Origin of the sequence: Pseudogulbenkiania subflava DSM 22618, from assembly GCF_900177275.1 — a bacterium.
Classification (GTDB): domain Bacteria; phylum Pseudomonadota; class Gammaproteobacteria; order Burkholderiales; family Chromobacteriaceae; genus Pseudogulbenkiania; species Pseudogulbenkiania subflava.
The window spans coordinates 40,279-66,609 of record NZ_FXAG01000011.1 but is presented as its reverse complement, the minus strand read 5'-3'; the positions used below and the strand labels follow the sequence as shown (position 1 = coordinate 66,609).

Genomic DNA, 26,331 nt, shown 5'->3' with positions numbered 1-26,331 from the left:
AACTCCTGCAGCAAGGCGATGACAATGGCGCAAGTGTAGGAATGACGCGGCCCGGAAATCGTTGATTCGCATCAATGTCGTAAACATGTATCGCCCATACAGTTTAGCCCAGGCACCGGGTGTTTCCGGTGATATGTGATAGGAGGCCGTATGAGCGCCAGCTTCACCAAGTCGACCGCCCGCAATATTTTCTATGGTGGGGCGGTGTTTTTCTTTCTGTTGTTTCTTGCATTGACGTTCGATACCACCCAGGCGCTGCCCAAGCGCGACAACCGCGTCAACCTGACCGAGCAGGTCGCGCGCGGCAAGAACATCTGGGAGACGCGCAACTGTATCGGCTGCCACACCCTCTTGGGTGAGGGCGCCTACTTTGCGCCGGAACTGGGCAACGTCTACCAGCGCCGCGGGCCGGAGTTCATCAAGGCCTGGATCAAGGGTCAGCCGACCGGCGCCCCGGGTCGTCGCCAGATGCCGCAGTTCCATCTGACCGACGGCGAACTGGACGACCTGGTCGCCTTCCTCAAGTACAGCTCCGAGATCAATACCAACAACTGGCCGCCCAACATCGAAGGCTAAGGCTGCCGAGCGGGATGAATTCTTGTCAGATTTAGGGAGATTCGCATGAGTACCTCGACCACGGCGGTTCTCGACACCCCTCGGGGTGTGGAGGAACACGCCGCCACCCGGCTGAAATACCGCTCGCAAGCGGTAGCCAAGCCTTACTTCATTGCCGCCATCGGGCTGTTCTTCGGCCAGATCGTGTTCGGCCTGATCATGGGCCTGCAGTACGTGATCGGCGATTTCCTGTTCCCGGAAATTCCGTTCAACGTGGCGCGCATGGTGCACACCAACCTGTTGATCGTGTGGCTGCTGTTCGGCTTCATGGGCGCCGGTTACTACCTGATTCCGGAAGAATCGGAACGGGAGCTGCACAGTCCTAAACTTGCCATCATCACCTTCTGGGTGTTTCTGGTGGCAGGCGCCCTGACCATCGTCGGCTACCTGTCGGTACCGTACGCCACGCTGGCCAAGCTGACCCACAACGAGATCCTGCCGACCATGGGACGCGAGTTCCTGGAGCAGCCCACCATCACCAAGGTGGGGATCGTGCTGGTGGCGCTGTCCTTCCTCTACAACCTGTCGATGACCGTGCTGTCCGGCCGCAAGACCAGCGTCAGCCTGGTGATGATGCTGGGGCTGTGGGGCCTGGCGATCTTCTTCCTGTTCTCGTTCTACAACCCGACCAACCTGGTGCTGGACAAGTACTTCTGGTGGTACGTGGTGCACCTGTGGGTGGAAGGCGTGTGGGAACTGATCATGGGCGCCATGCTGGCCTTCGTGCTGATCAAGGTGACCGGCGTCGACCGCGAGGTGGTGGAGAAGTGGCTGTATGTGATCATCGCCATGACGCTGATCTCCGGCATCATCGGCACCGGTCACCACTACTACTGGATCGGTACCCCGGGGTACTGGCAGTGGTGGGGCTCGATCTTCTCGGCGATCGAACCGATCCCGTTCTTCATGATGACGCTGTTCGCCTTCAACATGGTCAACCGTCGCCGTCGCGAACACCCGAACAAGGCCGCCGTGCTGTGGGCCCTGGGGACCGGCGTAATGGCCTTCCTCGGCGCCGGGGTGTGGGGCTTCCTGCACACGCTGGCTCCGGTGAACTACCTGACGCACGGCACCCAGCTCACCGCCGCGCACGGTCACATGGCCTTCTACGGTGCCTACGCCATGGTGGTGATCACGATGATCTCCTACACCATGCCCAAGCTGCGCGGTCGCGAGGCCAACAGCCGCGGCGCCCAGAAGCTGGAGATGGTGTCGTTCTGGCTGATGACCCTCGCCATGGTGGCCATCACGCTGTTCCTGACCGCCGCTGGCTACGTGCAGGTATCGCTGCAGCGCATGGGTACCACGCCGATGCCGTTCATGGCCGCCCAGGACCAGGCTGCGACCTACTACTGGCTGCGTGAAGCCAGCGGTGTGGTGTTCTTCATCGGTCTCGCACTCTACATCATCAGCTTCTTCGTCAAGGGCAAGACCGACGAAGCCGCCCACTGAGTGTGTGTAGCTGAAGGCGGCCCGGGAGGATTCGGGTCGCCTTTTTTTATCGGAAGCCGGTTTGGCCCGCCGCGTGGGCGCTGCGGTGCCGGGCCGGGTCCAGGGAGGCAAACATGAACCAGAGCGTAACCCTGTCGGCTTCGACCAACCCGCGCGAAGTGCCGGGCGATCTGGCGATGTGGTTCTTCATCCTCGCCGAGTTGCTGGTGTTCGGGGTGTTCTTTCTCGCCTACGGCTACGCCCGGGCGCACGACCCCGCCACCTTCGCCGCCGGCCAGCGCCAACTGGCGCTGGGCGTGCCCACCGTCAACACCTTGCTGCTGATTGCCGGCAGCGCCAGCGTGGCGGCGGCGGTGCGGGCCTTCGCGCTCGATCGCCAGCGCACCGCCCGGCGTCTGCTGTGGCTGACCGTGGCGCTGGGGATGGGCTTCGTGGTGCTCAAGTGCGGCGAGTTTGCCGGCAAACTCGCCGCCGGCATCACGCTGTCGAGCGACACCTTCTGGATGTTCTACCTGTCGCTCACCTTCTTCCACTTCCTGCACGTCATCCTCGGCATGGTGATCGTCGGCGCCGTGGCAGTGTACGCCCGCGACGGGCGCTACCGGCCGGGCCAGCTCGCCGGCGTGGAGACCGCCGCCGCCTACTGGCACATGGTGGACCTGGTGTGGGTGGTGCTGTTCGCGCTGGTGTACGTGGCACGTTAGAGCCTGTCCACGATCGTGTTGCACGTCCCTGATCGGGACGTCATGGCGTCGCCCTGCCGAGGGCCGCCCGCGACACATCCTGAACCGGTTCTGAGTGATTTTTATTGCTTGCCCTCGGTCAAGGTGAGGCCGGGGCCCGACGCGTAAGTTGATGACTATGAACGCTTTGAGAGATTTTCCTACCGTCTGGCGGGTGTGGCTGTGGTTGACCGCGCTGACCCTGCTGGCGGCTTTTCTTGCCGACGCTCACCTCACCCCCGGCCACCTCGCGCTGGCGGCGTTGTCGGTGGCCTGGCTCAAGGGCCTGGCCATCGTCGAGCACTACATGGCCCTGCGCCACGCCCCGGCCTGGCTGCGGCTGACGGTGCACGGCTGGCTGGCGCTGGTGAGCGCCGTGTTGATTTTCAGTTTCCTGTGAGAGAACGCCATGAACGCACCCACCGTTTCGGCCCAACTTGATGTTCCTTTCTACCAGCCGGTCGGCTCCGAATGCGAGCTGTTCGAGGCCGCCTGGCGCCAGCAGCTGCCGGTGCTGATCAAGGGCCCCACCGGCTGCGGCAAGACCCGCTTCGTCGCCCACATGGCGGCGCGCCTCGGCCTGCCGCTGATCACCGTGTCCTGCCACGACGACCTGACCGCCGCCGACCTGGTTGGCCGCCACCTGATCGGCGACGGCGCCACCTACTGGAGCGACGGTCCGCTCACCCGCGCCGTGCGCGAGGGCGGCATCTGCTACCTCGACGAAGTGGTTGAGGCGCGCAAGGACACCACCGTGGTGCTGCACCCGCTCACCGACGACCGCCGCATCCTGCCGATCGAGCGCACCGGCGAGGTGCTGGAGGCCTCGCCCGACTTCATGCTGGTGGTGTCGTACAACCCTGGCTACCAGCACGTGCTGAAGACCCTCAAGCCGTCGACGCGGCAGCGCTTCGTGGCGATGTCGTTCGACTTCCCGCAGCCCGAAGTGGAGCACGCCGTGGTGGTGCGCGAGAGCGGCATCGACGCCGGGCGCGCCAAGCAGCTGGTGACGCTGGCGGGCCAGCTGCGCCGCCTCACCGGCTACGACCTGGACGAATCGGTCAGCACCCGCCTGCTGGTCTACGCCGCCAAGCTGATGGCCGCCGGCATGGCGCCGCTCACCGCCTGCCGCACCGCGCTGGCCGAGCCGCTGACCGACGACGCCGACACCCTGGCGGCGCTGCTGACCGTCATCGACACCCAGTTCGCCGCCTGACATGGGCGACGACGAACGGCAGGACGAACAGCACAAGGTGGTGCTGGCCCACGCGCTGTATCTCGCCAACCTGCTCTTGGCCCCCGGCATCGCCTTCCTGCTGCTGTGCTGGTGCCGCCGGCGCTGGCACGGCCAGGCCACGCCCAGGTTGGCCGAAGCCCTGCACCAGTCCTGGGGCGCCTCCTGGCGCGCCGGCCTGCTGCTGGTCCCGCTGGCCCTGAGCGGCCTGCTGCTGGACCCGTCCCGGGCCGCCGGCTGGCTGCCGCTGATCCTCTCCTTCCTTGCGTTGCACGCCGTGCTGGCGCTGATGGGGATCGCGGCGCTGGCCCGGGTGCTGGCCGACCAGCCTTTCTGCTACCCGCTGCCCGGCTTGTGGCGGCACCGTCAGGAGCATTGACGATGGAAGATATTGTCGGAGGCTGGTGGGACCGGCTGATCACCCGCGCCGCCTACCGCGGCCACCCGCAGGCGGCCGTGACGCTGGCCGGCGTGACCCGGCTGGCGCCGCCGTTTTTCCGCGCCATGGGCGGCGACCCGGCGCTGGTGCTGCGCTCCACCGTCGGCACCGAGCACGGCGCGCGCCGCTCGCTGCTCGAGCGCGTGGCCGGCATCGGCGAGAAGGTGGAGCTGGCCTGGAGCGACCGCCAGGCGCTGTATCTGCCGGAGAAACTCGATCTGTTCCCGTCCGCCACGCTCAACCGCGCGCTGTACTTCTGGCTGATGGCGCTGGCCGCCGAACCGGCGCCACGCGGCGACTGGCTGACACGCAACCGCCTGGCGACGCAGCGTTGCCTGGAGCGCATGCCCGGGCTCGCCGCCAGCTACCACCAGCTGGTGGGCGCCTTGCTGGCCCTGCGCCCCGACCCGGCGCGGCTGGCGGCACCCGAGGCCGCGGTGGAGCAGGCTATCCGCCAGGCGCTGCAGCACCCCGAACGCGAGGTGACACTGCCCGAGGTCAAGCGACCGCCGCAGCCGGTACCGCTGTGGCTGCACCCGGCACCGCCCACCGGTGCCGAGAACGGCGGTGCCGCGGGGGATTCCCCGGCCGACGACGACAGCGAGCACAAGGCGCGTGAGAGCGCGCAGAAGCGCCGCCGCTACCGCGCCCAGCGTATCGTGCCGGAGGACAAGAAGGACGGCATGCTGATGGTGTTCCGCGCCGAGAGCCTGTTCACCTGGGACGAGTACGTCAAGGTCAACCGTCACAACGACGAGGATGAAGACGAGGACAACGCCGCCGCCGCCGAGGACATGAACAAACTCAGCATCGCCGCCGACGGCAAGACGCGCGGCAGCCGCCTCAAGTTCGACCTCGACCTGCCCTCCGCCGAATACGACGACACCCCGCTCGGCCCCGGCCTGCTGCTGCCGGAATGGGACTGGAAACGGCAACGCCTGATCGACGACCACTGCCGTCTGCTGCCGATGCACCCGCGCGACGCCAGCCCGGCGCCGCTGCCGGATCGACTGCTGCCGCTGGCACGGCGGCTGCGCCGCCAGTTCCAGGCGCTGGCGCCGGAACGCACGCGCAAGAGCGGCGAAACCAACGGGCCCGACATCGACCTCGACCGCGTCATCCGTTTCATGGCCGAACGCCAGAGCGGCGTGGCGCAGGGCGAACCGGGGCTGTACCAGGCCTGGCCGCCGGGCGAGCGCAACCTGGCCTGCCTGCTGCTGGCCGACCTGTCGCTCTCCACCGAGAGCTGGGTGGGGGAGGCGGGACGGGTGATCGACGTCATCAAGGACAGCCTGCTGCTGTTCGCCGAGGCGCTCTCGGCCAGCGGCGACGCCTTCGGCCTCTACGGCTTCTCCTCGCTCAAGCGCCACGAAGTGCGTTACCTGCTCTTGAAGGACTTCGCCGACGCCTTCGACGACGCCGCGCGCGGCCGCATCCTGGCGCTACGTCCCGGTTACTACACGCGCATGGGCGCGGCCATCCGCCAGTCGGCGCGCATCCTGGCGCAGCAGCCGGCGCAGCGGCGCCTGCTCTTGATCGTCTCCGACGGCAAGCCCAACGACATGGATCACTACGAGGGACGCTACGGCATCGAGGACACGCGCCAGGCCATCCTCGAGGCGCGCCGCGACGGCGTGACGCCGTTCTGCGTCACCATCGACCGCGAGGCCGGCGACTACCTGCCGCACCTGTTCGGCAGCCGCGGCTACGTGGTGGTGCAGCGTGCCGAGACCCTGCCGCAGGTGCTGACTACGCTGTACGCGCAGCTGACGCGCTGAGAACCTGTTCCCGATCTTGCTGCGCCTCCCTGATCGGGGCTCATGTGCTGCTCGGAATCCTCATGTACTCCAGTACATTCCGGTTCCTGCGCTGCTCTTCACCCCGCTGAGGGCGGCTCGCGACAGATCGTGAACAGGTTCTGAGTTCGTAAAGGTTCACCCTTTTTGCATATTTGCCTGAGCAAGCGTTGACGCGCATCAAGGAGGGGGAGGGGCGGCAGGCAGATGATGCCGGTGTCAATTCCTTACCCTTCAAAGGAGTATGCACCATGAGCACACCGAGGATGTCCGTACTGGTCAAAAGAGCCGTTATGGCGGCGCTGCCGCTGGCGGTGACAGCGGCGTTCGCCGCCCCGCCCGGCGCCAGCAGCAGCGCGCCGGAGCTGGCCTACCAGGCCGGCGGCTCACCCCTGGCCGGCGAGGAGATGCACCAGAACATCAATCCCAAGGCCCCGCCGATGACCAAGGCGGAATTCGCGCAGGCACGCCAGATTTACTTCGAGCGCTGCGCCGGCTGTCATGGTGTGCTGCGCAAGGGGGCGACCGGTAAGCCGCTGACCACCGACATCACGCTGGAGCGCGGCACTGAGTACCTGAAGACCTTCATCAAGTACGGCTCGCCCGCCGGCATGCCGAACTGGGGCACCTCGGGCGAGCTGTCCGATGCCCAGGTCGACCTGATGGCGCGCTACGTGCAGCAGGAACCGCCGACCCCGCCGGAATACTCGCTGGCCGACATCGAGAAGACGCGCAAGGTGCTGATCCCGGTCGACAAGCGTCCGACCAAGAAGATGAACAAGTACAACCTCGACAACCTGTTCTCGGTGACGCTGCGCGACAGCGGCGAGATCGCGCTGATCGACGGTGACAGCAAGCAGATCATCAGCATCATCAAGACCGGCTACGCGGTGCACATCTCGCGCGTGTCGGCCTCCGGCCGCTACCTCTACGTGATCGGCCGTGACGCCAAGATCAACCTGATCGACCTGTGGATGGAGCACCCGGACACCGTGGTCGAGGTCAAGGTCGGGCTGGAAGCGCGCTCGGTCGAGACCTCCAAGTTCAAGGGCTGGGAAGACAAGATCGCCGTGGCCGGCACCTACTGGCCGCCGCAGTACGTGATCATGGACGGCGACACCCTCAAGCCGCAGAAAGTGGTGTCGACGCGCGGCATGACGGTAGACAACGAGTACCATCCCGAGCCGCGCGTGGCCTCGATCGCGGCCAGCCACTACAAGCCGGAGTTCCTGATCAACGCCAAGGAAACCGGCAAGATCATGATGGTCAACTACTCCGACCTCAACAACCTCAAGACCTCCACCATCAACGCCGCCAAGTTCCTGCACGACGGCGGTTTCGATCGCACAGGCCGCTACTTCTTCGTCGCCGCCAACGCCTCCAACAAGATCGCCGTGGTCGACACCAAGGAAGACAAGCTGGCGGGCCTGGTCGACGTCGGCAAGACCCCGCACCCGGGCCGCGGCGCGAACTTCGTGCATCCTAAATTCGGTCCGGTCTGGGCCACCGGCCACCTCGGCGACGACAGCATCGCGCTGATCGGCTCCGACCCGGTCAAGCACAAGCAATACGCCTGGAAGATGGTCGCCAGCATCCAGGGCCAGGGCGGCGGTTCCTTGTTCATCAAGACCCATCCCAAGTCGAAGAACCTGTGGGTCGACACCACGCTGAACCCGGACCCGGCGGTGAGCCAGTCGGTCGCGGTGTACGACATCGACCACCTCGACAAGGGCCTCGTGCGCCTGCCGGTGGGCGAGTGGGCGGGCCTCGGCGACGGCGCCAAGCGCGTGGTGCAGCCGGAGTACAACAAGGCCGGCGACGAGGTGTGGTTCTCGGTGTGGAGCGCCAAGGACAAGCAGTCGGCCATCGTGGTGGTGGACGACAAGACGCGCAAGCTGAAGGCCGTGATCAAGGACCCGCGCCTGGTGACGCCGACCGGCAAGTTCAACGTGTTTAACACCCAGCACGATATTTACTGAGCGCAGCAATTATTGATCAGTGGCCGGCGTTCACCGCTGGCCACGGCAGAAGGAGTCACAACATGAAAACCAATCAATGGATTATGGCCGCCGTGCTGGCCGGTCTGGCTTCGGCCAACGTGTTGGCCGCCACCCCGCAGGACATGGCCAAGCAGTACAACTGCCTGGCCTGCCATAGCGTCGACAAGAAAGTGGTCGGTCCGGCCTTCAAGGACGTCTCCGCCAAGTACAAGGGGCAGAACGTCGAAGCCAAGCTGATGGACAAGGTGAAGAAGGGCGGCTCCGGCAGTTTCGGACCGATCCCGATGTCGCCCAACCCCAGCGTGCCCGATGCTGACCTGAAGGTACTGGTGAAGTGGGTACTCAGCCAGTAAGACACGTCCTGGCCGGGCTGGCGCTGCTGGTTTCGGCCAACCTGGCGATGGCGGCGGCGCCGGTCTCGGCGCCGTCGCCGTCGCCGGAGCGCGCGGCGGTGATCCGCCATCTGGTGCGCCAGGATTGCGGCTCCTGCCACGGCCTCACGCTCAAGGGCGGGCTGGGCAGCCCGCTCACCGCCGAGGCCCTGGCCAGCCGCTCGGACGAGGCGCTGCTGGCCACGATATTGAACGGTCGCCCCGGTACCGCGATGCCGCCATGGCGGCCGTTTTTGACGGAAGAAGAAGCCAAATGGGTGATTCAATGGCTGAGAAACGGCGCTCCCGAGTAGTCCACTCCATCCGGCGGTCGTGCCTGCGGGGATGGGCTGCCGGCAGCGCTCTCCTGCTGGGTGCCAGCCTGCTGCTGGCCGGCTGCGCCTCCCCGTCCTTGCGCGGCACGGGCGACCTCGGCGTCGTCATCGAGCGCGCCAGCGGCAGCGTGCAGCTGGTCGACAACACCCGCAGCGAACGGCTCGCCACGGTCAAGGGGTTGGGCGATCTGTCGCACGCCTCGGTGGTGTTCTCACGCGATGCGCGCTACGCCTACGTGTTCGGGCGCGACGGAGGGTTGTCCAAGGTCGATATCCTGGCCGGCCGCTTGGTGAAGCGGGTGATGCAGGCCGGCAACAGCATTGGCGGCGCCATCTCCAGCGACGGCCGCGTCGTCGCCGCGCAGAACTACGAACCGGGCGGCGTCAAGCTGTTCGACGCCGACACCCTGGAACTGCTGGCCGAGGTCAGCACGCACGATGCGACGAGCGGGCACAGCTCCAAGGTGGTCGGTCTGGCCGATCTGCCCGGCCAGCGCTTCGCCTTTTCCCTGTTCGAAGCCGGCGAGATCTGGGTGATCGACGTCGCCGACCCGCGCCACCCGGTCACCACGCGTTACCCTAACGTCGGCCGCCAGCCCTACGACGGGCTCGCCAGCCAGGACGGCCGCTACTACCTGGCCGGGCTGTTCGGCGAAGACGGCTTGGCGCTGCTCGATACCTGGCACCCCGAAGCCGGGGTGCGCCGCGTGCTCGACGGCTACGGCCGCGGCACGGAAAAATTGCCGGTCTACAAGATGCCGCACCTGCGTGGCTGGGCATTGTCCGGCGGCCAGGCCTTCCTGCCCGCCATCGGCCACAACGAGGTGCTGGTGGCCGATACCCGCGACTGGCAGCTGCGCGCCAAGGTCCCGGTGCACGGCCAGCCGGTGTTCGTCATGGCCGAGCCGTCCGGGCGCCGCGTCTGGGTCAACTTTGCCTTCCCGCACAACGACACGGTGCAGGTGATCGACGTACCGACGTTGACCGTGGTCAAAACGCTCAAACCCGGCCGTGGCATCCTGCATATGGAATTCACGCCGCGTGGCGACGAAGTCTGGCTGTCGAGCCGCGACGACGACAAGCTGGTCATCGTCGACACCGCCACACTCGCCGTGCGTCGTGAACTGCCTGCGGCCAGCCCTTCGGGCATCTTCTTCAGCTGGCGCGCCAGCCGCATCGGAATGTGAGTCATGACAAGAATCCTTCGCTCGCCGGCATTTCCGGCGGTCACCCCACTGCTCAGCGCCCCGACGCTGTCCCTGCTCAACCGTTTCCAGCACCGCTTCCCACTGGCCCTGCGCCCCTACGCCAGGTTGGCCGAAGAGGCCGGCGACGGCTGGAGCGAGGACGGCATCATCGACGCCCTGGCCACTGCGCACCAGCAAGGTGTGCTGGGTCGGGTCGGCGCCATCTTCGCCCCCAATACCGTCGGCGCCAGCACCCTGGCGGCGATGGCGGTGCCGCCGGAGCGGCTGGACGCTGTGGCGCACTACGTCAGCAGCCTGCCCGAGGTGAACCACAACTACGCCCGTGCGCATCATGTCAACCTGTGGTTCGTGGTTACCGCGTCCGACCGCAGTCGTGTCGCCGAAGTGCTGGCGCGCATCTACCTTGCCACCGGCATCAAGCCGCTCAACCTGCCGCTGCTCAAGGAATACCATATCGACCTGGGCTTCTCCTTCCTGCCCGGCGACCAGCCGCGCCCGCGCGAATGCCTGCAGGGGATGGGTTCGCTCAGCCTGAGCCAGTCCGAACGCCGCCTGGTCGGCGCGTTGGAAGACGGCCTGGCGCTGGAACCAGAACCCTACCGCCTGCTGGCGGAACGTGCCGGCCTGAGCCGCGAAGAGGTACTGCACATCCTCACCGACTGGTGCGACAGCGGGGTGATCCGCCGCTTCGGCCTGGTGGTGCGCCACCGTGAGCTGGGCTACCACGCCAACGCCATGTGCGTGTGGCGCGTCGAGGATGAAGAAGAGCGCGACGACCTTGGCGTCAAACTCGCCGCCGAGCAGGCGGTGACGTTGTGCTACGCCCGCCCGGCGCGCCCGCCGCTGTGGCCGTACAACCTGTTCTGCATGATCCACGCCCCGGACGCCCTGACCGTGCGCCAGACCGTGGACGAACTGCGCGCCCGCCACGACGTGATGCACCTGCCGCATTCGGTGCTGATCTCGACCCGCCGCTATACCCAGCGTGGTGCGCGCTACGGCTACCGCCATGACTGAGCTGGACGGGATCGACCGGCGCCTCATCGACCAGCTGCAGGGCGGTTTTCCGCTCAGCCCGCGGCCGTTTGCCGAGGCTGCCGTACCGCTCGGGATCACCGAAACCGAGTTGATCGCCCGTCTCAGCCGCCTGTTGCAGCACCACACCCTGACCCGTTTCGGTCCGCTGTTCCAGATCGAACGCATCGGCGGCGCCTTCGTGCTGGCCGCGCTGGCGGTGCCGGAAGACCGCTTCGACGAGGTGGCGGGACAGGTCAACGCCTTGCCCGAAGTGGCGCACAACTACCGCCGCGAGCACCGCCTCAACATGTGGTTCGTGCTCGCCACCGAAACGCCGCAGGGTATCGCCGCCGCCACCGCCCGCATCGAAGCCGCCACCGGTCTCACCGTGCACGCCTTCCCCAAGGAGCGCGAATACTTCGTCGGCATGCGTTTCGCCGTGGGCGGCACGGCGCCGGTGGGGCAGGGCGCATCCCGCTTGGCGGACGCCGCCCCGGTGACGCTCGACGACCTCGACCGCGCCCTGATCCGCGCCACCCAGGCCGGCCTGCCGCGCCTTCCCCGGCCCTATCATGCCCTCGCCGAGGGGTTGGGCAGCGACGAGGGCGAGGTGCTGGCGCGACTCGAGGCCATGCTGCACAACGGCGTCATCCGCCGCATCGGCGCCGTGCCCAACCATTACGCCATCGGCTACACCGCCAACGGCATGGCGGTATTCGACGTGGCGGACGACGCCATCGACCGCCTCGGCGAACAACTTGGCGCCGACCCCGTCGTCTCCCACTGCTACCGCCGCCCCCGCGCTCTGCCGCACTGGCCCTACAACCTCTTCGCCATGGTGCACGGCGCCAGCCACGACCAGGTCCGCGCCGAGGTGGCGCGGCTGGTCAGCCAACTTGGCACCGCCTGCCACAGCCACGATATCCTGTTCTCCAGCCGGATACTGAAGAAGAGTGGCTTGCGGATCTGAGGGCCTGAGTCATCCTGCTGGGGCGACTCACAGGGCGTTCTATTTCTGTCGGTGAGGCGCATTGAATACGTGTGCCGGGGTTTTCGGTCGGACAATGAGATTTGGTGACCGGCAGCTACTCCCGGCCAGAAGTGGAAAGTCAACGCGTCGGCATGCTCGCTGTTTGAACGGCCGCGTCACTCTGAAACGGGATTCGCAACCCTGTTAACAGATAACGCCCTGGTACAAGCGACCCTTGATGCTTTATGTTTTGTCATGCTGGAAAAGGGCCAAGGTTCAGGTGCCGAGCGGGGTCACTTCAGACCGTTCTCCCGGAGAATCTTCTCGTAGGTGCCATTCGCCTTGATGACGGCCAGCCCCTTGTTGAACGCCTCGATGAGGGCTTTGTGGCGTGGATTCTTCAAACCGCTGGTCACAAGCAACTGCTTGCTGGACAAGCTGTTCGTGGTGAAGTCGATCTGTTGCAGCAGATCTGGTGCATTGTGTTTGATTATCCAGCGGGCGACGATCTCGTCCTCTAGCGTCAGGTCAATCCGGCCGAGTACCAACTTCTTGATGTTTTGTATGACTTCGGCAACCTCTGCCCGGTTGAAGTTGGTGGCTTCCAGGAAATCGTCGCCGTAGCCATAACCTCTGACGATACCCACCGTTTTTCCGGTCAGACTGCCCAATCCCTTGTATTCAAATGGGTCACCCTTGCGCTTGATGAATTTGATCTCGCTCTTGATATAGGGCTCACTGTATAGCAGAAACGCCGCCCGCTCTTGTGTCCACCAGGTCGCGGGAAGGATGTCGTACGTTCCGTTTTTTACCCCGTCGATTGCTCGTGCCCAGGGCATGAAGCGCATTTCGACCTCGTAGCCTTGGCTGGCGTACGCTGCCCGGACCATTTGCATGGAGATGCCCTGCTTGGGTTGAGCCGGGTCTGTGAAGGGAGGGTACGGGTCGCCTGCTGCAATGATCTTTTCAGCCCAAGCAGGGGGGCAGATCAATAGCCCAAGCAACAATACGAGCACACGCCACATACGCTTTATTCACGAGCGAGGAAGGGAGCTACGCTAGGCAGTATAGTCAAGCAGGCGTGACCATTTCACCGTCAACCTAGGGGAACCGCATGGCAATGGTTGACCTCTCCTCCAGGTGCAACGATGGCGCAATGCGCGGCGCCGCGATGGCTCCCGGCCTGCCCAAGCGTTAAGTACCATCCGTTATTTGAGTCGTCGAAAGGTCTCTAAAGCCATGCTGAAAATCCTCGGCAAGTCTTCCTCTATCAATGTGCGCAAGGTGCTGTGGCTCTGCGAGGAGCTTGGGCTTCCCTACGAGCAGGAGCCGTACGGTTCGGGATTCCAGTCAACCGACACCCCGGAATTCAAGGCGCTCAACCCCAACGCCATGGTTCCCGTGCTCATCGATGATGGCTTCGTGCTCTGGGAGTCGAATACCATCTGCCGCTACCTCGCGGGGCGGGAGCAGCGGGGCGATCTGCTGCCCAGCGCACCGCGGGAGCGCGCGCTGGTCGAGAAGTGGATGGATTGGCAGGCTACCGAACTCAACAACTCGTGGCGCTACGCCTTCATGGCGCTGGTTCGCCACAGCCCTGCACATGCGGACCCCGAGGCGCTCAAGGCCGGCGTAGCGGGCTGGAACCGTCACATGGCCATGGTCGAGGCGCAGTTGTCTCGCACCGGGGCGTACATCGCCGGCGCGTCGTTCACGCTCGCTGACATCGTCATCGGCTTGTCCACCCACCGCTGGTTCATGACCCCGATGGCGCGCCCGGCGTTGCCGGCGGTAGAGGCCTACTACCAACGCCTGAGCGAACGGCCCGGTTGCCGGCTGCATGGGTGCAACGGCACACCGTAGCCGCATGGCGGCTAGCTCCTCATCGAGTGGGCATCAACACGCGGTGGCCGGTAACGGCGCTGATTTCCATTTGGAAACCGCCCAATTCTGTCATCGCTCGTTCAGCCGGCCGCCGCCGTCGCCATCCTCCGCCGTCCCTGGCGGTTGAGCCACAGCGAGGCGAGGATCACGCCGCCGCCCAACGCCAGGCGTGGCAGGTCGGCGTCGCGGTTCCAGATCAGCACGTTGACCAGCAGCCCGGCCGGGACGTGCAGTTCGTTCAGGATCGCCAGCGTGCCGGCGCTGACCTCGACGCTGCCCTTCACCCACCAGTACATGCCGAGCGCGGTGGCAAACAGCCCCATCCACGCCAGCACACCCCATTGCAGCGCCGTATGGGGCAGGCGGCCGGCGTCGCCGAACAGCAGGAAGGACGGCAGTGCCAGTGCCAGCGCGCCGAGGAAGAAGTGGCCGAAGTAGCGGTAGAGCGGCTGCGGTACGGGGTGCTGTTGCAGCAGGCGGCGGCACAGCACCTGGCCGGCGGCAAAGGTGAGGTTGGCGAGCTGCAGCAGCAGGAAACCGACTAGGTACTCGCCCGCCAGCGGCTGGAAGCGGATGATGACGCCGCCGCCCACGGCGACCACGGCGGCCAGCAGCGCCCAGCGGTTGAAGCGGCGTGCCAGCGCGTCGTCCAGCAGGGTGACGTAGATCGGCGTCAGCACGGTGAACAGCAACACTTCCGGTACGGTCAGCACGCTGAAGCTGCGGTACAGGCACAGGTAGGTGACGCCGAACTGCAGCGCCCCGGCGAGCCAGAAACCGCCGACGAGCCGGCCGGGCAGGCCGCGCCATTGCGTGAAGGGGATGAACACGGCGGCGGCGATCAGCACGCGCAGCAGCACGGCGAAGTCGCTGTCTACCTGTCCGGCCAGGTATTGGCCGATCAGGCTGAATGAAAAGGCCCATAGCAGGGTGACGGCAAGCAGGTAGCGCATCGGTCAGGATGATCAGGCTGTGATGGGGTAGCGATGATAGGCCGCCGGCGGGGAATGCGCCATCGGTTGGCCGGCCGTTGGCGTCGTTTGCCGCTTCATGGCGTTGCCTTCCTGCGCCACGGTTGGATGGCGGGGAGGGGGGGCGGGGTGCCTTCCATGCCCATCCGGCTGACGGGAAGAGGACGCGGTGGAGCCGGCGTGGCGCAGTCGGCCGGTGCGTTCCGGGCATGACGAGTTTCCCCGAGGGGATGACAAGAGCACGATCTGTATCAAGCATCCGCGCGCGGGGAAGGCCCGGCCTCCGGTGGTTGACCATGGTCAATGCAGGATAAGGGGCGATGCCGTGAAATGACGCCAATGTCATTGACGGAGCCACCCCGATGCTGCGCCTCACCCCCTACCTGCAGTCCGTCGCCCATCCCGCGCCGCTGGCGCCGCCGCGCCAGTCCACCGGACCCGTGGTGATCTGGAACCTGATCCGGCGCTGCAACCTGACTTGCAAGCACTGTTATTCGGTGTCGGCCGATACCGTCTTCCCGGGCGAGCTGTCCACCGCCGAGGTGTTCACCGTGATGGAGGATTTGCGTGCCTTCGGGGTGCCGGTACTGATCCTCTCCGGTGGCGAGCCGCTGATGCGGCCGGATATCTACGATATCGGCAGCCGTGCCAAGCAGCTCGGTTTCTACGTCGGGCTGTCGAGCAACGGCACCCTGATCGACCGGAGTAACGTCGGACGCATTGCCGCCGTGGGCTTCGACTATGTCGGCATCAGCCTCGACGGCCTGCGCACCACCCACGACCGCTTCCGCCGCCTTGACGGCGCCTTCGATAGTTCGCTCGCGGCGCTCAGGCTGTGCCGCGACGCCGGCATGAAGGTGGGCGTGCGCTACACCATGACCGAGGACAACGCCCACGACCTGCCGTCGCTGCTGCAGCTGGTGGACGACGAGGGCATCGACAAGTTCTATTTCTCGCACCTCAACTACGCCGGGCGCGGCAACAAGCACCGCGCCGACGACGCGCGCCATGCCCGCACGCGCTGGGCCATGGACCTGCTGATCGAGAGCTGCTGGCAGCACATCCAGGCCGGCCGGCCCAAGGATTTCGTCACCGGCAACAACGACGCCGACGGCGTCTACCTGCTGCAGTGGGTCGGACGCCATCACCCCACGTTGGCCGAAGACCTGCGTCGGCGCCTGGAGCAGTGGGGCGGTAACGCCTCCGGCGTCAACGTGGCCAATATCGACAACCTCGGCAACGTCCACCCCGACACCATGTGGTGGAAGATCGGATTGGGCAACGTCAAGGAGCGGCCGTTCTCCGCGATCTGGCCAGATACCACGCACCCGCTGATGGCCGGCCTCAAGCAGCGTCCGCGCCCGGTTACCGGGCGCTGTGGCGCCTGCCGGCACCTGGCCATCTGCAACGGCAACACCCGGGTGCGCGCCTGGGAGCTGACCGGCGACTTCTGGGCAGCCGATCCGGCCTGCTACCTGACCGATGCCGAAATCGGCGTGGCCGAGGGCGAGCATCCGCTGGCCGAGCTGACGCCGTACCCGCGCCGCCGCCGGGAGGTGCAGGCATGAAGGCGCTGCTTCCCCTGGCCCTGCTGGCGGCACTGGGCTCGCTCCAGCCGGCTTCGGCCAACCCCGCCACGCTCTACCAGCAGCACTGCCAGAGTTGCCATGGCGACAACCGCATGGGGGCCATGGCGCCGGCGCTGCTGCCGCAGAGCCTGGAGCGCCTCAAACCGGCCGAGATTCTCGATACCATCCGCCACGGCCGCAGCGCCACCCAGATGCCGGCCTTCGCCGAGCGCCTGGCCGACGTCGACATCCAGGCGCTGGCCGGTTATCTGAAGACGGCGCCGGAGCAGCCGGCGCGCTGGAGCGAGGCCGACACGGCCGCCTCGCGTGTGGTCTATGCCGATCCGGCACGCCTGCCGGCCAAGCCGGTGCACCGGGCCGATCCGCAGAACCTGTTCGTGGTGGTGGAAGCGGGCGACCATCACGTCTCGGTGCTGGATGGCGACACGCTCAGCCCGATCACCCGCTTCCAGAGTCGTTTCGCACTCCACGGCGGTCCCAAGTTCTCGCCGGACGGCCGCTTCGTCTATTTCGCCAGCCGCGACGGCTGGGTGACGCAGTACGACCTCTACACCCTGCAGAACGTCGCCGAGATCCGCGTCGGGCTCAATACCCGCAACGTCGCGGTGTCCAGCGACGGGCGCTGGGTACTGGCCGGCAATACCCTGCCGGAAACGCTGGTGTTGCTCGACGCCAACGGTCTCAAACCGGTCAAGACCCTCGCCGTGCGCGACGCCGCCGGCAAGACCTCGCGCGTCTCGGCGGTGTACGACGCCGCTCCGCGCCATAGCTTCATCGTGGCGCTCAAGGACGTGCCGGAGCTGTGGGAAATTTCCTACGACCCGAAGGCGGCCAGGGTCTACCCCGGCCACGTGCACGATTACAAGATGGGCGAGGCATTGAGCGTCGACGGCTTTCTCAATCCGCGCGTGACGCCGCTCGACCTGGTGCTGGACGATTTCTTCTTCGACCCGGCCTACCGCCACGTCATCGGCGCCTCACGCGAGGGCCGGGCGCAGGTGATCAACCTCGACATCCGGCGCAAGGTGGCCGAGCTGCCGCTCGACGGCATGCCGCATCTGGGTTCCGGCATCGCTTTCGAAGAGGGCGGCCACCGCTACATGGCCACCCCCAATCTCAGCAGCGGCCGGGTGACGGTGATCGATCTCGACAGCTGGCAACGCGTCAAGGACATCCCGACGCTGGGGCCGGGCTTCTTCCTGCGCAGTCACGAAAACACTCCGTACGCCTGGGTCGATGCCATGATGGGGCCGAAGAAGGACACGCTGGCGATCATCGACAAACGCACCCTGGCCGTGGTGAAGACCGTGACGCCGCGCCCGGGCAAAACCACCGCCCACGTCGAATTCACCCGCGATGGCCGTTACGCGCTGGTGAGCGTGATGGAGAACCCGGGCGAGCTGCTGGTGCTCGACGCCGCCACCTTCCGTGAGGTGAAGTCGTTGCCGATGGCCAAGCCGATCGGCAAGTACAACGTGTTCAACAAGGTGACCCGCTCCGAGGGCACCAGCCATTGAGCTTGCGAATAAACCTGCTGCGCACCCCCACCCCGGCCCTGCGATGCTCGCCGTACCCTTTGTACGGCTGTGCTTCTCGAACCAGCCTGGGGCCGCTCGCAACGATTTCTTTCGCAAGCTCGGATATAGGCAGTGCGCAGGATGGGTGGTGGCGCTTCTGCCGCACCCCATCGCTGATGGGTTGCGCTGCGCTTCACCCGCCCTGCGGTTCTGGACATGAGGGGAGGGGCGTGTGCTCGTCCGCCTGTCCCCGCCATTATCGAAGCGTCTTCAAACGGCTTCCCGGCTCTTGGCCTCCTAAGCCGTTTGGATGATCCGGGGTGTACTTCCGGTTCATGGTGCCGTGCTGGCGGAGCCGGTATGGTGAGCGCTGCTTGGCGCTTTACCTGCGCTTCCCACACCACCACCCCGCACAGGAATAGCAGACCATGAGTCAGATCGATATCCGTTCGTTCTTGCGGCATCAGCCGCTGTTTCAAGAGTTGTCGGACAGCCAGCTCTCGGCGCTGGTGCCGTGCACCCACGAGGTGCGCGGCCAGAAAGGCCAGATCATCTTCCAGAAGGGTGACCCGTGCGAGGGCATGTACCTGGTCGTCTACGGCCGGGTCAAGCTGTCGATCTCGTCGGCGCAGGGCGCCGAGAAAGTGATCGAGATCATCCATCCGGGGCAGAGTTTCGCCGAGGCGGTGATGTTTCTCGGCAAGCCGTGCCCGGTGATGGCGCAGTTTCTCGAGGACGGCCTGCTGCTGCAGGTGGAGGCGCGCTCGATCTTCGCCGCCATCGCCCGCGATGCCGCCTTCGCCCATCGTCTGCTGGCCGGCCTCAGCCTGCGCCTGCACGGACTGGTGCGCGACGTCGAGCGCTACTCGGTGGAAAACGCGCTGCAGCGCGTGATCGGCTACCTGCTGCAGGGCGAGGATCACCCTGGTCAGCCCAACCGTGTGGTGACGCTGCCGGTGAACAAGAACCTGATCGCCTCGCGCCTCAACCTGACGCCGGAAACCTTCTCGCGTGTGCTGCACCAGCTCTCCGACGCCGGCCTGGTGGCGGTCAACGGTCGCGAGATCACGTTGATCGACATGAACCGCCTGGCCGATTTCGGCAGCGTGGCAGGCTAGCGTTCCGCCTGTTGCTGGGTTGGCCGAAGGCCGGCCCGGCACCCCCTCTCCGCGTTTTGCCGCCGGTCTGGCCGTGCCCACGCCGCCCGGCGCGGATTCGCCGTCGCCGTCTTCCGCTCGCGCCTCCTCCTAAAGTACTAGACCCTGCCGGCCTTAAGGGTATACCCGGCTAGCTCTTTTCCCTCGGCGTATGCCCACGTTAGGTGAATGGGAATCCGCTGGCGCAAAGCGTACCTTTCATAGCGAGAAATCAGCTCACAACGAGGGGGCCAGCCATGGCGTCGCACAGTTACAAACAATACGCGGTACTCGTTTCCAGTACGGTGTCGTTCACCGTCTGTTTCATGATTTGGATGATGTTTGCGGTACTGGGGATACCGCTCAAGCAGCAGCTCGGCCTGAATGAAACCGAATTTGGCATCCTGGCCGCCACACCGGTGTTGACCGGCTCGCTGATCCGCGTGCCGCTGGGCATCTGGACCGACCGTTTCGGCGGCCGCATCGTGCTGTTCTCGCTGATGATCGCCACCATCATCCCGATCTACGCCATGCAGTTCGCCACCCAGTACTGGCAGTTCCTGGTGATTGGCCTGTTCGTCGGCCTGGCCGGTGGTTCGTTCTCGGTCGGCACACCCTACGTGGCTCGCTGGTTCAAGAAAGACCAGCAGGGGCTGGCGATGGGCGTGTTCGGCGCCGGTAACGCCGGTTCGGCCCTGACCAAGCTGGTGGCGCCGTCGATCGTCGCCGCCTGGGGCTGGAAGATGGTCCCGACGGTGTACGCCGTGATCATGCTGGCGGTGGCACTGAGCTTCTGGCTGTTCAGCTATCACGATCCCAAGCACGTGGTGTCGTCCAAGGTATCGCTCAAGCAGCAACTCTCCCTGATGAAGAATCCGGCGGTGCTGCGCTACTGCCAGTACTACTCGGTGGTGTTCGGCGGCTACGTCGCCCTGGCGCTGTGGATGATCCATTACTACGTCGGCGAATACGGCTTCGACATGAAGCACGCCGCCTTCCTGGCCGCCTGCTTCTCGCTGCCGGGCGGGGTGCTGCGCGCCTTCGGCGGCTGGCTCAGCGACAAGTGGGGGCCGTTCAAGGTGACCTGGGGCGTGATGTGGGTGTGCTGGGTGGTGTTCTTCCTGCTGTCCTACCCGCCGACCCAGATGGTGATCAACACCATTAAGGGCCCGGTGTCGTTCGATCTCCACCTGACCCCGACGCTGTTCACCGTACTGCTGTTCGTGGTCGGCGTGGCCATGGCGGTGGGCAAGGCCTCGGTGTTCAAGTTCATCTCTGAAGAGTTCCCCGACAACATCGGCGCGGTGTCCGGCGTGGTGGGCCTGGCGGGCGGCCTGGGCGGCTTTTTGCTGCCGATCCTGTTCGGCGCCCTGGTCGATCTGACCGGCGTGCGCTCCAGCTCCTTCATGCTGCTCTACGGCACCGTCTGCGTCAGCCTGATCTGGATGCACTGGTCGTTCAAGGCAGTCCGTCGCGCCGAAGAAGCGGGCGAGCTGGCCACCGTCAAATCCTGATATCGAATTTTAATGAAGGAGGGCTCCCCCTGGAGCTCTCTCCCTGGAGGACTCTTACCATGACGTCTTACGTACTGACACGCTGGGAGCCGGAAAACTCGGCGTTCTGGCAGGATGAGGGCAAGGCGGTGGCCCGGCGCAACCTGTGGATTTCGATCCCGGCGCTGACGCTGGCCTTCGTGATCTGGCAGGTATGGAGCGTGGCGGTGTTGAACATGCCGAACATCGGCTTCAACTACACCCAGAACCAGCTGTTCTGGCTCGCCGCGCTGCCGGCCCTGTCCGGCGCCACGCTGCGCATCTTCTACTCCTTCATGGTGCCGATCTTCGGTGGCCGCAAGTGGACCGCATTTTCCACTGCCACGCTGCTGCTGCCGGCGGTAGGCATCGGCTTCGCGGTGCAGGACACCTCCACCAGCTACGGCACCATGGCCTTCCTGGCCCTGCTGTGCGGCTTCGGCGGCGGCAACTTCAGCTCGTCGATGGCCAACATCAGCTTCTTCTTCCCGAAAGCGGAGAAGGGTACCGCGCTCGGCCTCAACGCCGGCCTCGGCAACCTCGGCGTGTCGCTGGTGCAGTTCGTGGTGCCGCTGGTGATCACCGCCGGCGTGTTCGGCGCCTTCGGCGGCGAGCCGCAGACCTGGGTCAAGGGTAGCCAGACCAAGCTGATGTGGTTGCAGAACGCCGGCTTCATCTGGGTGCCGTTCATCGTGCTGTCGACGCTGGCAGCGTGGTTCGGCATGAACGACATCGCTTCGGCCAAGGCCTCGTTCGCCGACCAGGCGGTGATCTTCAAGCGCAAGCACAACTGGCTGATGTGCTGGCTCTACATCGGCACCTTCGGCTCCTTCATCGGCTTTGCCGCTGGCTTCCCGCTGCTGGTGAAAGGTCAGTTCCCGGAAATCGACCCGACCAAATACGCCTTCCTCGGCCCGTTGATCGGCGCTCTGGCCCGCCCGGTGGGCGGCTGGCTGGCCGACAAGATCGGTGGCGCCAAGGTGACCCAGGCAGTGTTCGCGCTGATGATCGCTGCGGTATTCGGCGTGCTGCATTTCCTGCCGCACGGCGGCCAGGGCGGCAGCTTCCAGGGCTTCTTCTCGATGTTCCTGTGCCTGTTCGCGCTGACCGGCATCGGTAACGGCTCGACCTTCATGCAAGTGCCGACCATCTTCCTGACCCTGCACAAGCGCATGGCCGGCAGCAGCGAGGCGGCACAGAAGCAGGCCGTTGCCAACGCCACCAAGGAGGCTGCTGCGGTTCTGGGCTTCTCCGGTGCGGTCGGCGCCTACGGCGGCTTCTTCATTCCGAAGAGCTACGGCACCTCGATTGCGCTGACCGGTGGCGTCGAGGCCGCGCTGTACGCCTTCATCGCCTTCTACCTCAGCTGCCTGGTGATCAACGGCTGGTACTACGCGCGCAAGAACGCTGAAGTGCCGTGCTGAGAACGGCACACTGACGAGGCCTGGGCCTCGTTGCCAGGGGTGCCGTCGACGGCACCCGTCTGCTTCCCTTCATGTCGACTCTTTGCCCCGCCTTGTGCGGGGATTTTTTTTATGGAGATGTCGTACCGAGGGCAATGGAGGGTAGTTCTTTGGGAGTAGCCGGGATGGCCGGGCGGCAGGGGGAGGGGGTAGTGCCAATGCGCAGGCTTCGGCCAACCTTTGGCGAATGTCGGGCTGGACCGGGTTTCCCTAAGCTTTGCAGTGTGACAACGGGTCAGCCGCGCCTCTCTTGCGCGGCCAATGTTTGGAGGCATGATGAGCCATTTTCTCGACCGCCTGAATTTTCTCGGCAAGGTCCGCAGCACCTTCTCCGACGGCCACGGCGCCGTCGTGAACGAGGATCGCAAGTGGGAGGACGCGTATCGCCAGCGCTGGCAGCACGACAAGATCGTCCGCTCCACCCATGGTGTCAACTGTACCGGCTCGTGCAGCTGGAAGGTCTACGTCAAGAACGGTCTGATCACCTGGGAAACCCAGCAGACCGACTATCCGCGTACCCGCCCGGATCTACCCAACCACGAACCGCGCGGCTGTCCGCGCGGCGCCTCGTACAGCTGGTACGTCTATTCCGCGCAGCGCGTGAAGTACCCGATGGTGCGTGGCCGCCTGATGCGCCTGTGGCGCGAGGCACGCAAGACCCTGGGTCCGATCGAGGCCTGGGCAAAGATCAGCCAGACCGCTGAAACCGCCAAGGAATACAAGTCCAAGCGCGGCCTGGGTGGCTTCGTGCGTTCCAACTGGGACGAAGTCAACGAGATCATCGCCGCCGCCAACGCGTTCACCGTGAAGAACTACGGTCCGGACCGCGTGGTAGGCTTCTCGCCGATTCCGGCCATGTCGATGATCAGCTACGCCTCCGGCAGCCGCTACCTGAGCCTGATCGGTGGCGTGCCGCTGTCGTTCTACGACTGGTACTGCGATCTGCCGCCGTCCAGCCCGCAGATCTGGGGCGAGCAGACCGACGTCGCCGAATCGGCCGACTGGTACAACTCCACCTACCTGATGGTATGGGGTTCCAACATCCCGATGACGCGTACCCCGGACGCCCACTTCTACACCGAAGTGCGCTACAAGGGCACCAAGACCGTGGCGGTGTCGTCCGACTTCGGCGAAATGGCCAAGTTCGGCGACATCTGGCTGGCACCGAAGCAGGGTACCGACGCCGCGCTGGCGATGGCCATGGGTCACGTCATCCTCAACGAGTACCACAAGACCGGCAAGTCGGCCTACTTCAACGACTACGTACGCCAGTACACCGACATGCCGATGCTGGTGCTGCTCAAGAACGGCGCCAAAGGTTACGAGCCGGACTACTTCCTGCGTGCCTCCAACCTGGTCGACCACCTGGGCGAAGACAACAACCCGGAATGGAAGACCCTGGTTTACGACGACAACACCGGCAACATCGTCGCCCCGACCGGTTCCATCGGCTTCCGCTGGGGTGAGTCCGGCAAGTGGAGCCTGGAAGAGAAGGACGGCCACTCCGGCCGTGAGATCAAGCAGCGCCTGTCGCTGCTGGACGACCGCGACGAAGTGGTCAGCGTCGGCTTCCCGTACTTCGGCGCCGAGCACGACGAACTCTTGATGCGCAACGTGCCGGCCAAGAAGGTGCAGCTGGCCGACGGCAGCGAGGCGCTGGTCGCCACCGTATTCGACCTGATGATGGCGCACTACGGCGTCGATCGCGGCCTGGGCGGCGGCAACGTGGCCACCTCCTACATGGACGACGTGCCGTATACCCCGGCCTGGCAGCAGAAGCACACCGGCGTGAAGCCGGAAATGGTGATCCAGGTGGCGCGCGAGTTCGCCGAGAACGCCGACAAGACCCAGGGCAAGTCCATGGTCATCGTCGGTGCCGCGCTGAACCACTGGTACCACATGGACATGACCTACCGCGGCATCATCAACATGCTGATGATGTGCGGCTGTGTCGGCCAGAGCGGTGGCGGCTGGTGCCACTACGTCGGCCAGGAAAAGCTGCGCCCGCAAACCGGCTGGGCCCCGCTCGCCTTCGCCAGCGACTGGGTGCGCCCGTCGCGCCAGATGAACGGCACCTCGTTCTTCTACGCCCATACCAGCCAGTGGCGTCACGAAAAACTCGGCGCCAGCGAAATTCTGGCCCCGACCGCCGACGGCAAGATGGCCGAGATGTCGCTGATCGACTTCAACGCCAAGGCCGAACGCCTGGGCTGGCTGCCGTCCGCACCGCAGCTCGCCAAGAACCCGCTCGACGTCACCGCCGAAGCCGAATCGCTGGGCAAGGACGCCGTGCAGCACGCTGTCGACAGCCTGCGCAACGGCCAGCTCGACATGTCCTGCGACGATCCGGACAATCCGGCCAACTTCCCGCGCAACATGTTCGTGTGGCGCTCCAACATCCTGGGTTCGTCCGGCAAGGGCCACGAGTACTTCCTGAAGTACCTGCTCGGCACGCAGAACGCGCTGATGGACGACGAGCAGACTGGCATCAAGCCGAAGGAAGTCAAGGTGCGCCCGGCCGCCGAAGGCAAGCTCGACCTGCTGGTCGTGCTGGACTTCCGCATGTCGACCACCTGTCTCTACGCCGACATCGTGCTGCCGACCGCCACCTGGTACGAGAAGGACGACCTCAACACGTCCGACATGCACCCGTTCATCCACCCGCTGTCCGAAGCCGTGCAGCCGCTGTGGCAGAGCAAGTCCGACTGGGAAATCTACAAGGGCATCGCCAAGAAGTTCTCGGAACTGGCCGGCGACTACCTCGGCACCCGTAAGGACCTGGTGCTCACCCCGCTGATGCACGACACCCCGAGCGAACTGGGCCAGCCGTTCGACCCGCGCGACTGGAAGAAGGGCGAGTGCGAGCCGATTCCGGGCAAGACCATGCCGACCATGACCGTGGTCGAGCGCAACTACGGCGACATCTACAAGAAGTTCACCTCGATCGGCCCCTTGCTGGAAAAAGCCGGCAACGGCGGCAAGGGCATCGGCTGGAAGACTGGCCACGAAATCGAAGAGCTGCGTCACCTGAACCACGTCGTTACCGAGGAGGGTGTGTCCAAGGGCCAGCCCAAGCTCGATACCGCGATCGACGCCGCCGAGATGATCCTGACGCTGGCACCGGAAACCAACGGCCACGTTGCGGTCAAGGCCTGGGAAGCGCTGTCCAAGATTACTGGTCGCGACCACACCCACCTGGCGATCCCGCGCGAGCACGACAAGATCCGCTTCCGCGACGTACAGGCGCAGCCGCGCAAGATCATCTCCTCGCCGACCTGGTCCGGCCTGGAAAGCGAAGAGGTCAGCTACAACGCCGGCTACACCAACGTGCACGAGCTGATTCCCTGGAGAACCATTACCGGTCGCCAGCAGTTCTATCAGGATCACCAGTGGATGCGTGCCTTCGGCGAAGGCTTCTCGAGCTACCGCCCGCACATCAACCTGAAGACCACCGGCGCCATGCTCGGGGCCAAGCCGAACGGCAACAAGGAGATCGTGCTGAACTGGATCACCCCGCACCAGAAGTGGGGCATCCACAGTACCTACTCCGACAACCTGCGCATGTTGACCTTGTCGCGTGGCGGTCCGCACGTGTGGATCTCCGAGGACGACGCCAAGGCAGCCGGCATCGTCGATAACGACTGGATCGAGGTGTTCAACGTCAACGGCACCCTGACCGCCCGTGCCGTGGTATCGCAGCGCGTGCCCAACGGCATGAGCCTGATGTACCACGCCCAGGAGAAGATCGTGAACGTGCCGGGTGCCGAAACCTCCGGCAAGCGCGGCGGTATCCACAACTCGGTGACGCGTGCGGTGACCAAGCCGACCCACATGATCGGTGGTTACGCCCAGCTCTCCTACGGCTTCAACTACTACGGCACGGTCGGTTCCAACCGCGATGAATTCGTGATCGTACGCAAGATGAAGAACGTGGACTGGATGGATCGGCCGTCGGAGTAGGGCGGAAGCCCCATGCGGGGCGTTCCGCCGACTGCCGGATCGTATCGATCCGGCGCTAGCGGCAGGAACGCCTGACTTCCCCTTACTCATGCAATGTTTGGCGGAACGCCTTTCAGGCTT

Annotated in this window: 22 protein-coding genes; 20 read left to right on the top strand and 2 right to left on the bottom strand. The window is 65.3% G+C overall.

Annotation, left to right across the window (positions count from 1 at the left end; genetic code table 11):
* Positions 1-150 precede the first annotated feature (150 nt).
* The 13 genes from B9N72_RS11400 to ahbB (B9N72_RS11340) all read left to right on the top strand — a co-directional run bounded on the left by B9N72_RS11400 (position 151) and on the right by ahbB (B9N72_RS11340) (position 12,159).
* On the top strand, positions 151-576 hold the full coding sequence (locus B9N72_RS11400) for a c-type cytochrome (protein WP_008953030.1): 426 nt from the start codon (positions 151-153) through the stop codon (positions 574-576).
* Between the two features lie 45 nt (positions 577-621).
* Positions 622-2,067 carry a cbb3-type cytochrome c oxidase subunit I gene (locus B9N72_RS11395; protein WP_085276519.1) on the top strand — a complete coding sequence of 482 codons (1,446 nt, stop codon included), beginning with the start codon at positions 622-624 and terminating at the stop codon, positions 2,065-2,067.
* A 113-nt stretch (positions 2,068-2,180) separates the two neighbouring features.
* A complete protein-coding gene (locus tag B9N72_RS11390; protein WP_085276518.1) occupies positions 2,181-2,771 on the top strand; it encodes a cytochrome c oxidase subunit 3 family protein in 591 nt (196 codons plus the stop codon).
* Positions 2,772-2,928: 157 nt separating this feature from the next.
* Positions 2,929-3,189 (top strand): cytochrome C oxidase subunit IV family protein, encoded by a 261-nt coding sequence (locus B9N72_RS11385; RefSeq protein WP_014086629.1) that lies wholly within the window; start codon positions 2,929-2,931, stop codon positions 3,187-3,189.
* Positions 3,190-3,198: 9 nt separating this feature from the next.
* The gene (locus tag B9N72_RS11380) at positions 3,199-4,005 is read left to right on the top strand and encodes a CbbQ/NirQ/NorQ/GpvN family protein (RefSeq protein WP_085276517.1); all 807 of its coding nucleotides are present in this window, start codon (positions 3,199-3,201) and stop codon (positions 4,003-4,005) included.
* Position 4,006: 1 nt separating this feature from the next.
* The gene (locus tag B9N72_RS11375; RefSeq protein ID WP_085276516.1) at positions 4,007-4,402 is read left to right on the top strand and encodes a hypothetical protein; all 396 of its coding nucleotides are present in this window, start codon (positions 4,007-4,009) and stop codon (positions 4,400-4,402) included.
* Positions 4,403-4,404: 2 nt separating this feature from the next.
* Positions 4,405-6,240, top strand: a complete 1,836-nt coding sequence (locus tag B9N72_RS11370; protein WP_085276515.1) for a nitric oxide reductase activation protein NorD — start codon at positions 4,405-4,407, stop codon at positions 6,238-6,240.
* Between the two features lie 269 nt (positions 6,241-6,509).
* Complete coding sequence (locus B9N72_RS11365) at positions 6,510-8,237, top strand: nitrite reductase (RefSeq protein WP_085276514.1); 1,728 nt, start codon at positions 6,510-6,512, stop codon at positions 8,235-8,237.
* Positions 8,238-8,299: 62 nt separating this feature from the next.
* Positions 8,300-8,611, top strand: a complete 312-nt coding sequence (locus B9N72_RS11360; RefSeq protein ID WP_085276513.1) for a c-type cytochrome — start codon at positions 8,300-8,302, stop codon at positions 8,609-8,611.
* Entirely contained in the window at positions 8,593-8,943 is a 351-nt protein-coding gene (locus B9N72_RS11355; protein WP_234985956.1) for a c-type cytochrome, read from the top strand. Before B9N72_RS11360 ends, B9N72_RS11355 begins: the two co-directional genes overlap by 19 nt.
* Positions 8,916-10,151, top strand: coding sequence for a cytochrome D1 domain-containing protein (locus B9N72_RS11350; protein WP_327078292.1), 1,236 nt, complete (start codon positions 8,916-8,918; stop codon positions 10,149-10,151). Before B9N72_RS11355 ends, B9N72_RS11350 begins: the two co-directional genes overlap by 28 nt.
* A gap of 3 nt (positions 10,152-10,154) precedes the next feature.
* Positions 10,155-11,189 (top strand): siroheme decarboxylase subunit beta, encoded by a 1,035-nt coding sequence (ahbB, locus tag B9N72_RS11345; protein ID WP_085276512.1) that lies wholly within the window; start codon positions 10,155-10,157, stop codon positions 11,187-11,189.
* Positions 11,182-12,159 (top strand): siroheme decarboxylase subunit beta, encoded by a 978-nt coding sequence (gene ahbB, locus B9N72_RS11340; RefSeq protein WP_085276511.1) that lies wholly within the window; start codon positions 11,182-11,184, stop codon positions 12,157-12,159. Before ahbB (B9N72_RS11345) ends, ahbB (B9N72_RS11340) begins: the two co-directional genes overlap by 8 nt.
* Before the next feature lie 293 nt (positions 12,160-12,452).
* Here the strand turns inward: ahbB (B9N72_RS11340) and B9N72_RS11335 are convergent, their stop codons facing one another.
* Entirely contained in the window at positions 12,453-13,184 is a 732-nt protein-coding gene (locus tag B9N72_RS11335) for a transporter substrate-binding domain-containing protein (protein WP_085276510.1), read from the bottom strand.
* Between the two features lie 214 nt (positions 13,185-13,398).
* Between B9N72_RS11335 and B9N72_RS11330 the strand changes: the two genes are divergently transcribed.
* Positions 13,399-14,022, top strand: a complete 624-nt coding sequence (locus B9N72_RS11330; RefSeq protein WP_085276509.1) for a glutathione S-transferase family protein — start codon at positions 13,399-13,401, stop codon at positions 14,020-14,022.
* Positions 14,023-14,123: 101 nt separating this feature from the next.
* Here the strand turns inward: B9N72_RS11330 and B9N72_RS11325 are convergent, their stop codons facing one another.
* A complete protein-coding gene (locus B9N72_RS11325) occupies positions 14,124-14,996 on the bottom strand; it encodes a DMT family transporter (protein WP_085276508.1) in 873 nt (290 codons plus the stop codon).
* 380 nt (positions 14,997-15,376) lie between these two features.
* Between B9N72_RS11325 and nirJ the strand changes: the two genes are divergently transcribed.
* From nirJ to B9N72_RS11295, 6 genes are all read left to right on the top strand, one after another.
* On the top strand, positions 15,377-16,582 hold the full coding sequence (nirJ, locus tag B9N72_RS11320) for a heme d1 biosynthesis radical SAM protein NirJ (protein ID WP_085276507.1): 1,206 nt from the start codon (positions 15,377-15,379) through the stop codon (positions 16,580-16,582).
* Positions 16,579-18,120 carry a nitrite reductase gene (locus tag B9N72_RS11315; protein WP_085276506.1) on the top strand — a complete coding sequence of 514 codons (1,542 nt, stop codon included), beginning with the start codon at positions 16,579-16,581 and terminating at the stop codon, positions 18,118-18,120. The genes nirJ and B9N72_RS11315 overlap by 4 nt, the downstream gene beginning before the upstream one ends.
* 428 nt (positions 18,121-18,548) lie before the next feature.
* Positions 18,549-19,238: a Crp/Fnr family transcriptional regulator gene (locus B9N72_RS11310; RefSeq protein ID WP_085276505.1), complete on the top strand. Its 690-nt coding sequence runs from the start codon at positions 18,549-18,551 to the stop codon at positions 19,236-19,238.
* A 275-nt stretch (positions 19,239-19,513) separates the two neighbouring features.
* Entirely contained in the window at positions 19,514-20,770 is a 1,257-nt protein-coding gene (locus tag B9N72_RS11305) for an MFS transporter (protein ID WP_085276504.1), read from the top strand.
* A 59-nt stretch (positions 20,771-20,829) separates the two neighbouring features.
* Entirely contained in the window at positions 20,830-22,212 is a 1,383-nt protein-coding gene (locus tag B9N72_RS11300) for a NarK family nitrate/nitrite MFS transporter (protein ID WP_085276503.1), read from the top strand.
* A 315-nt stretch (positions 22,213-22,527) separates the two neighbouring features.
* Positions 22,528-26,211, top strand: a complete 3,684-nt coding sequence (locus tag B9N72_RS11295; RefSeq protein ID WP_085276502.1) for a nitrate reductase subunit alpha — start codon at positions 22,528-22,530, stop codon at positions 26,209-26,211.
* Positions 26,212-26,331: the final 120 nt, after the last annotated feature.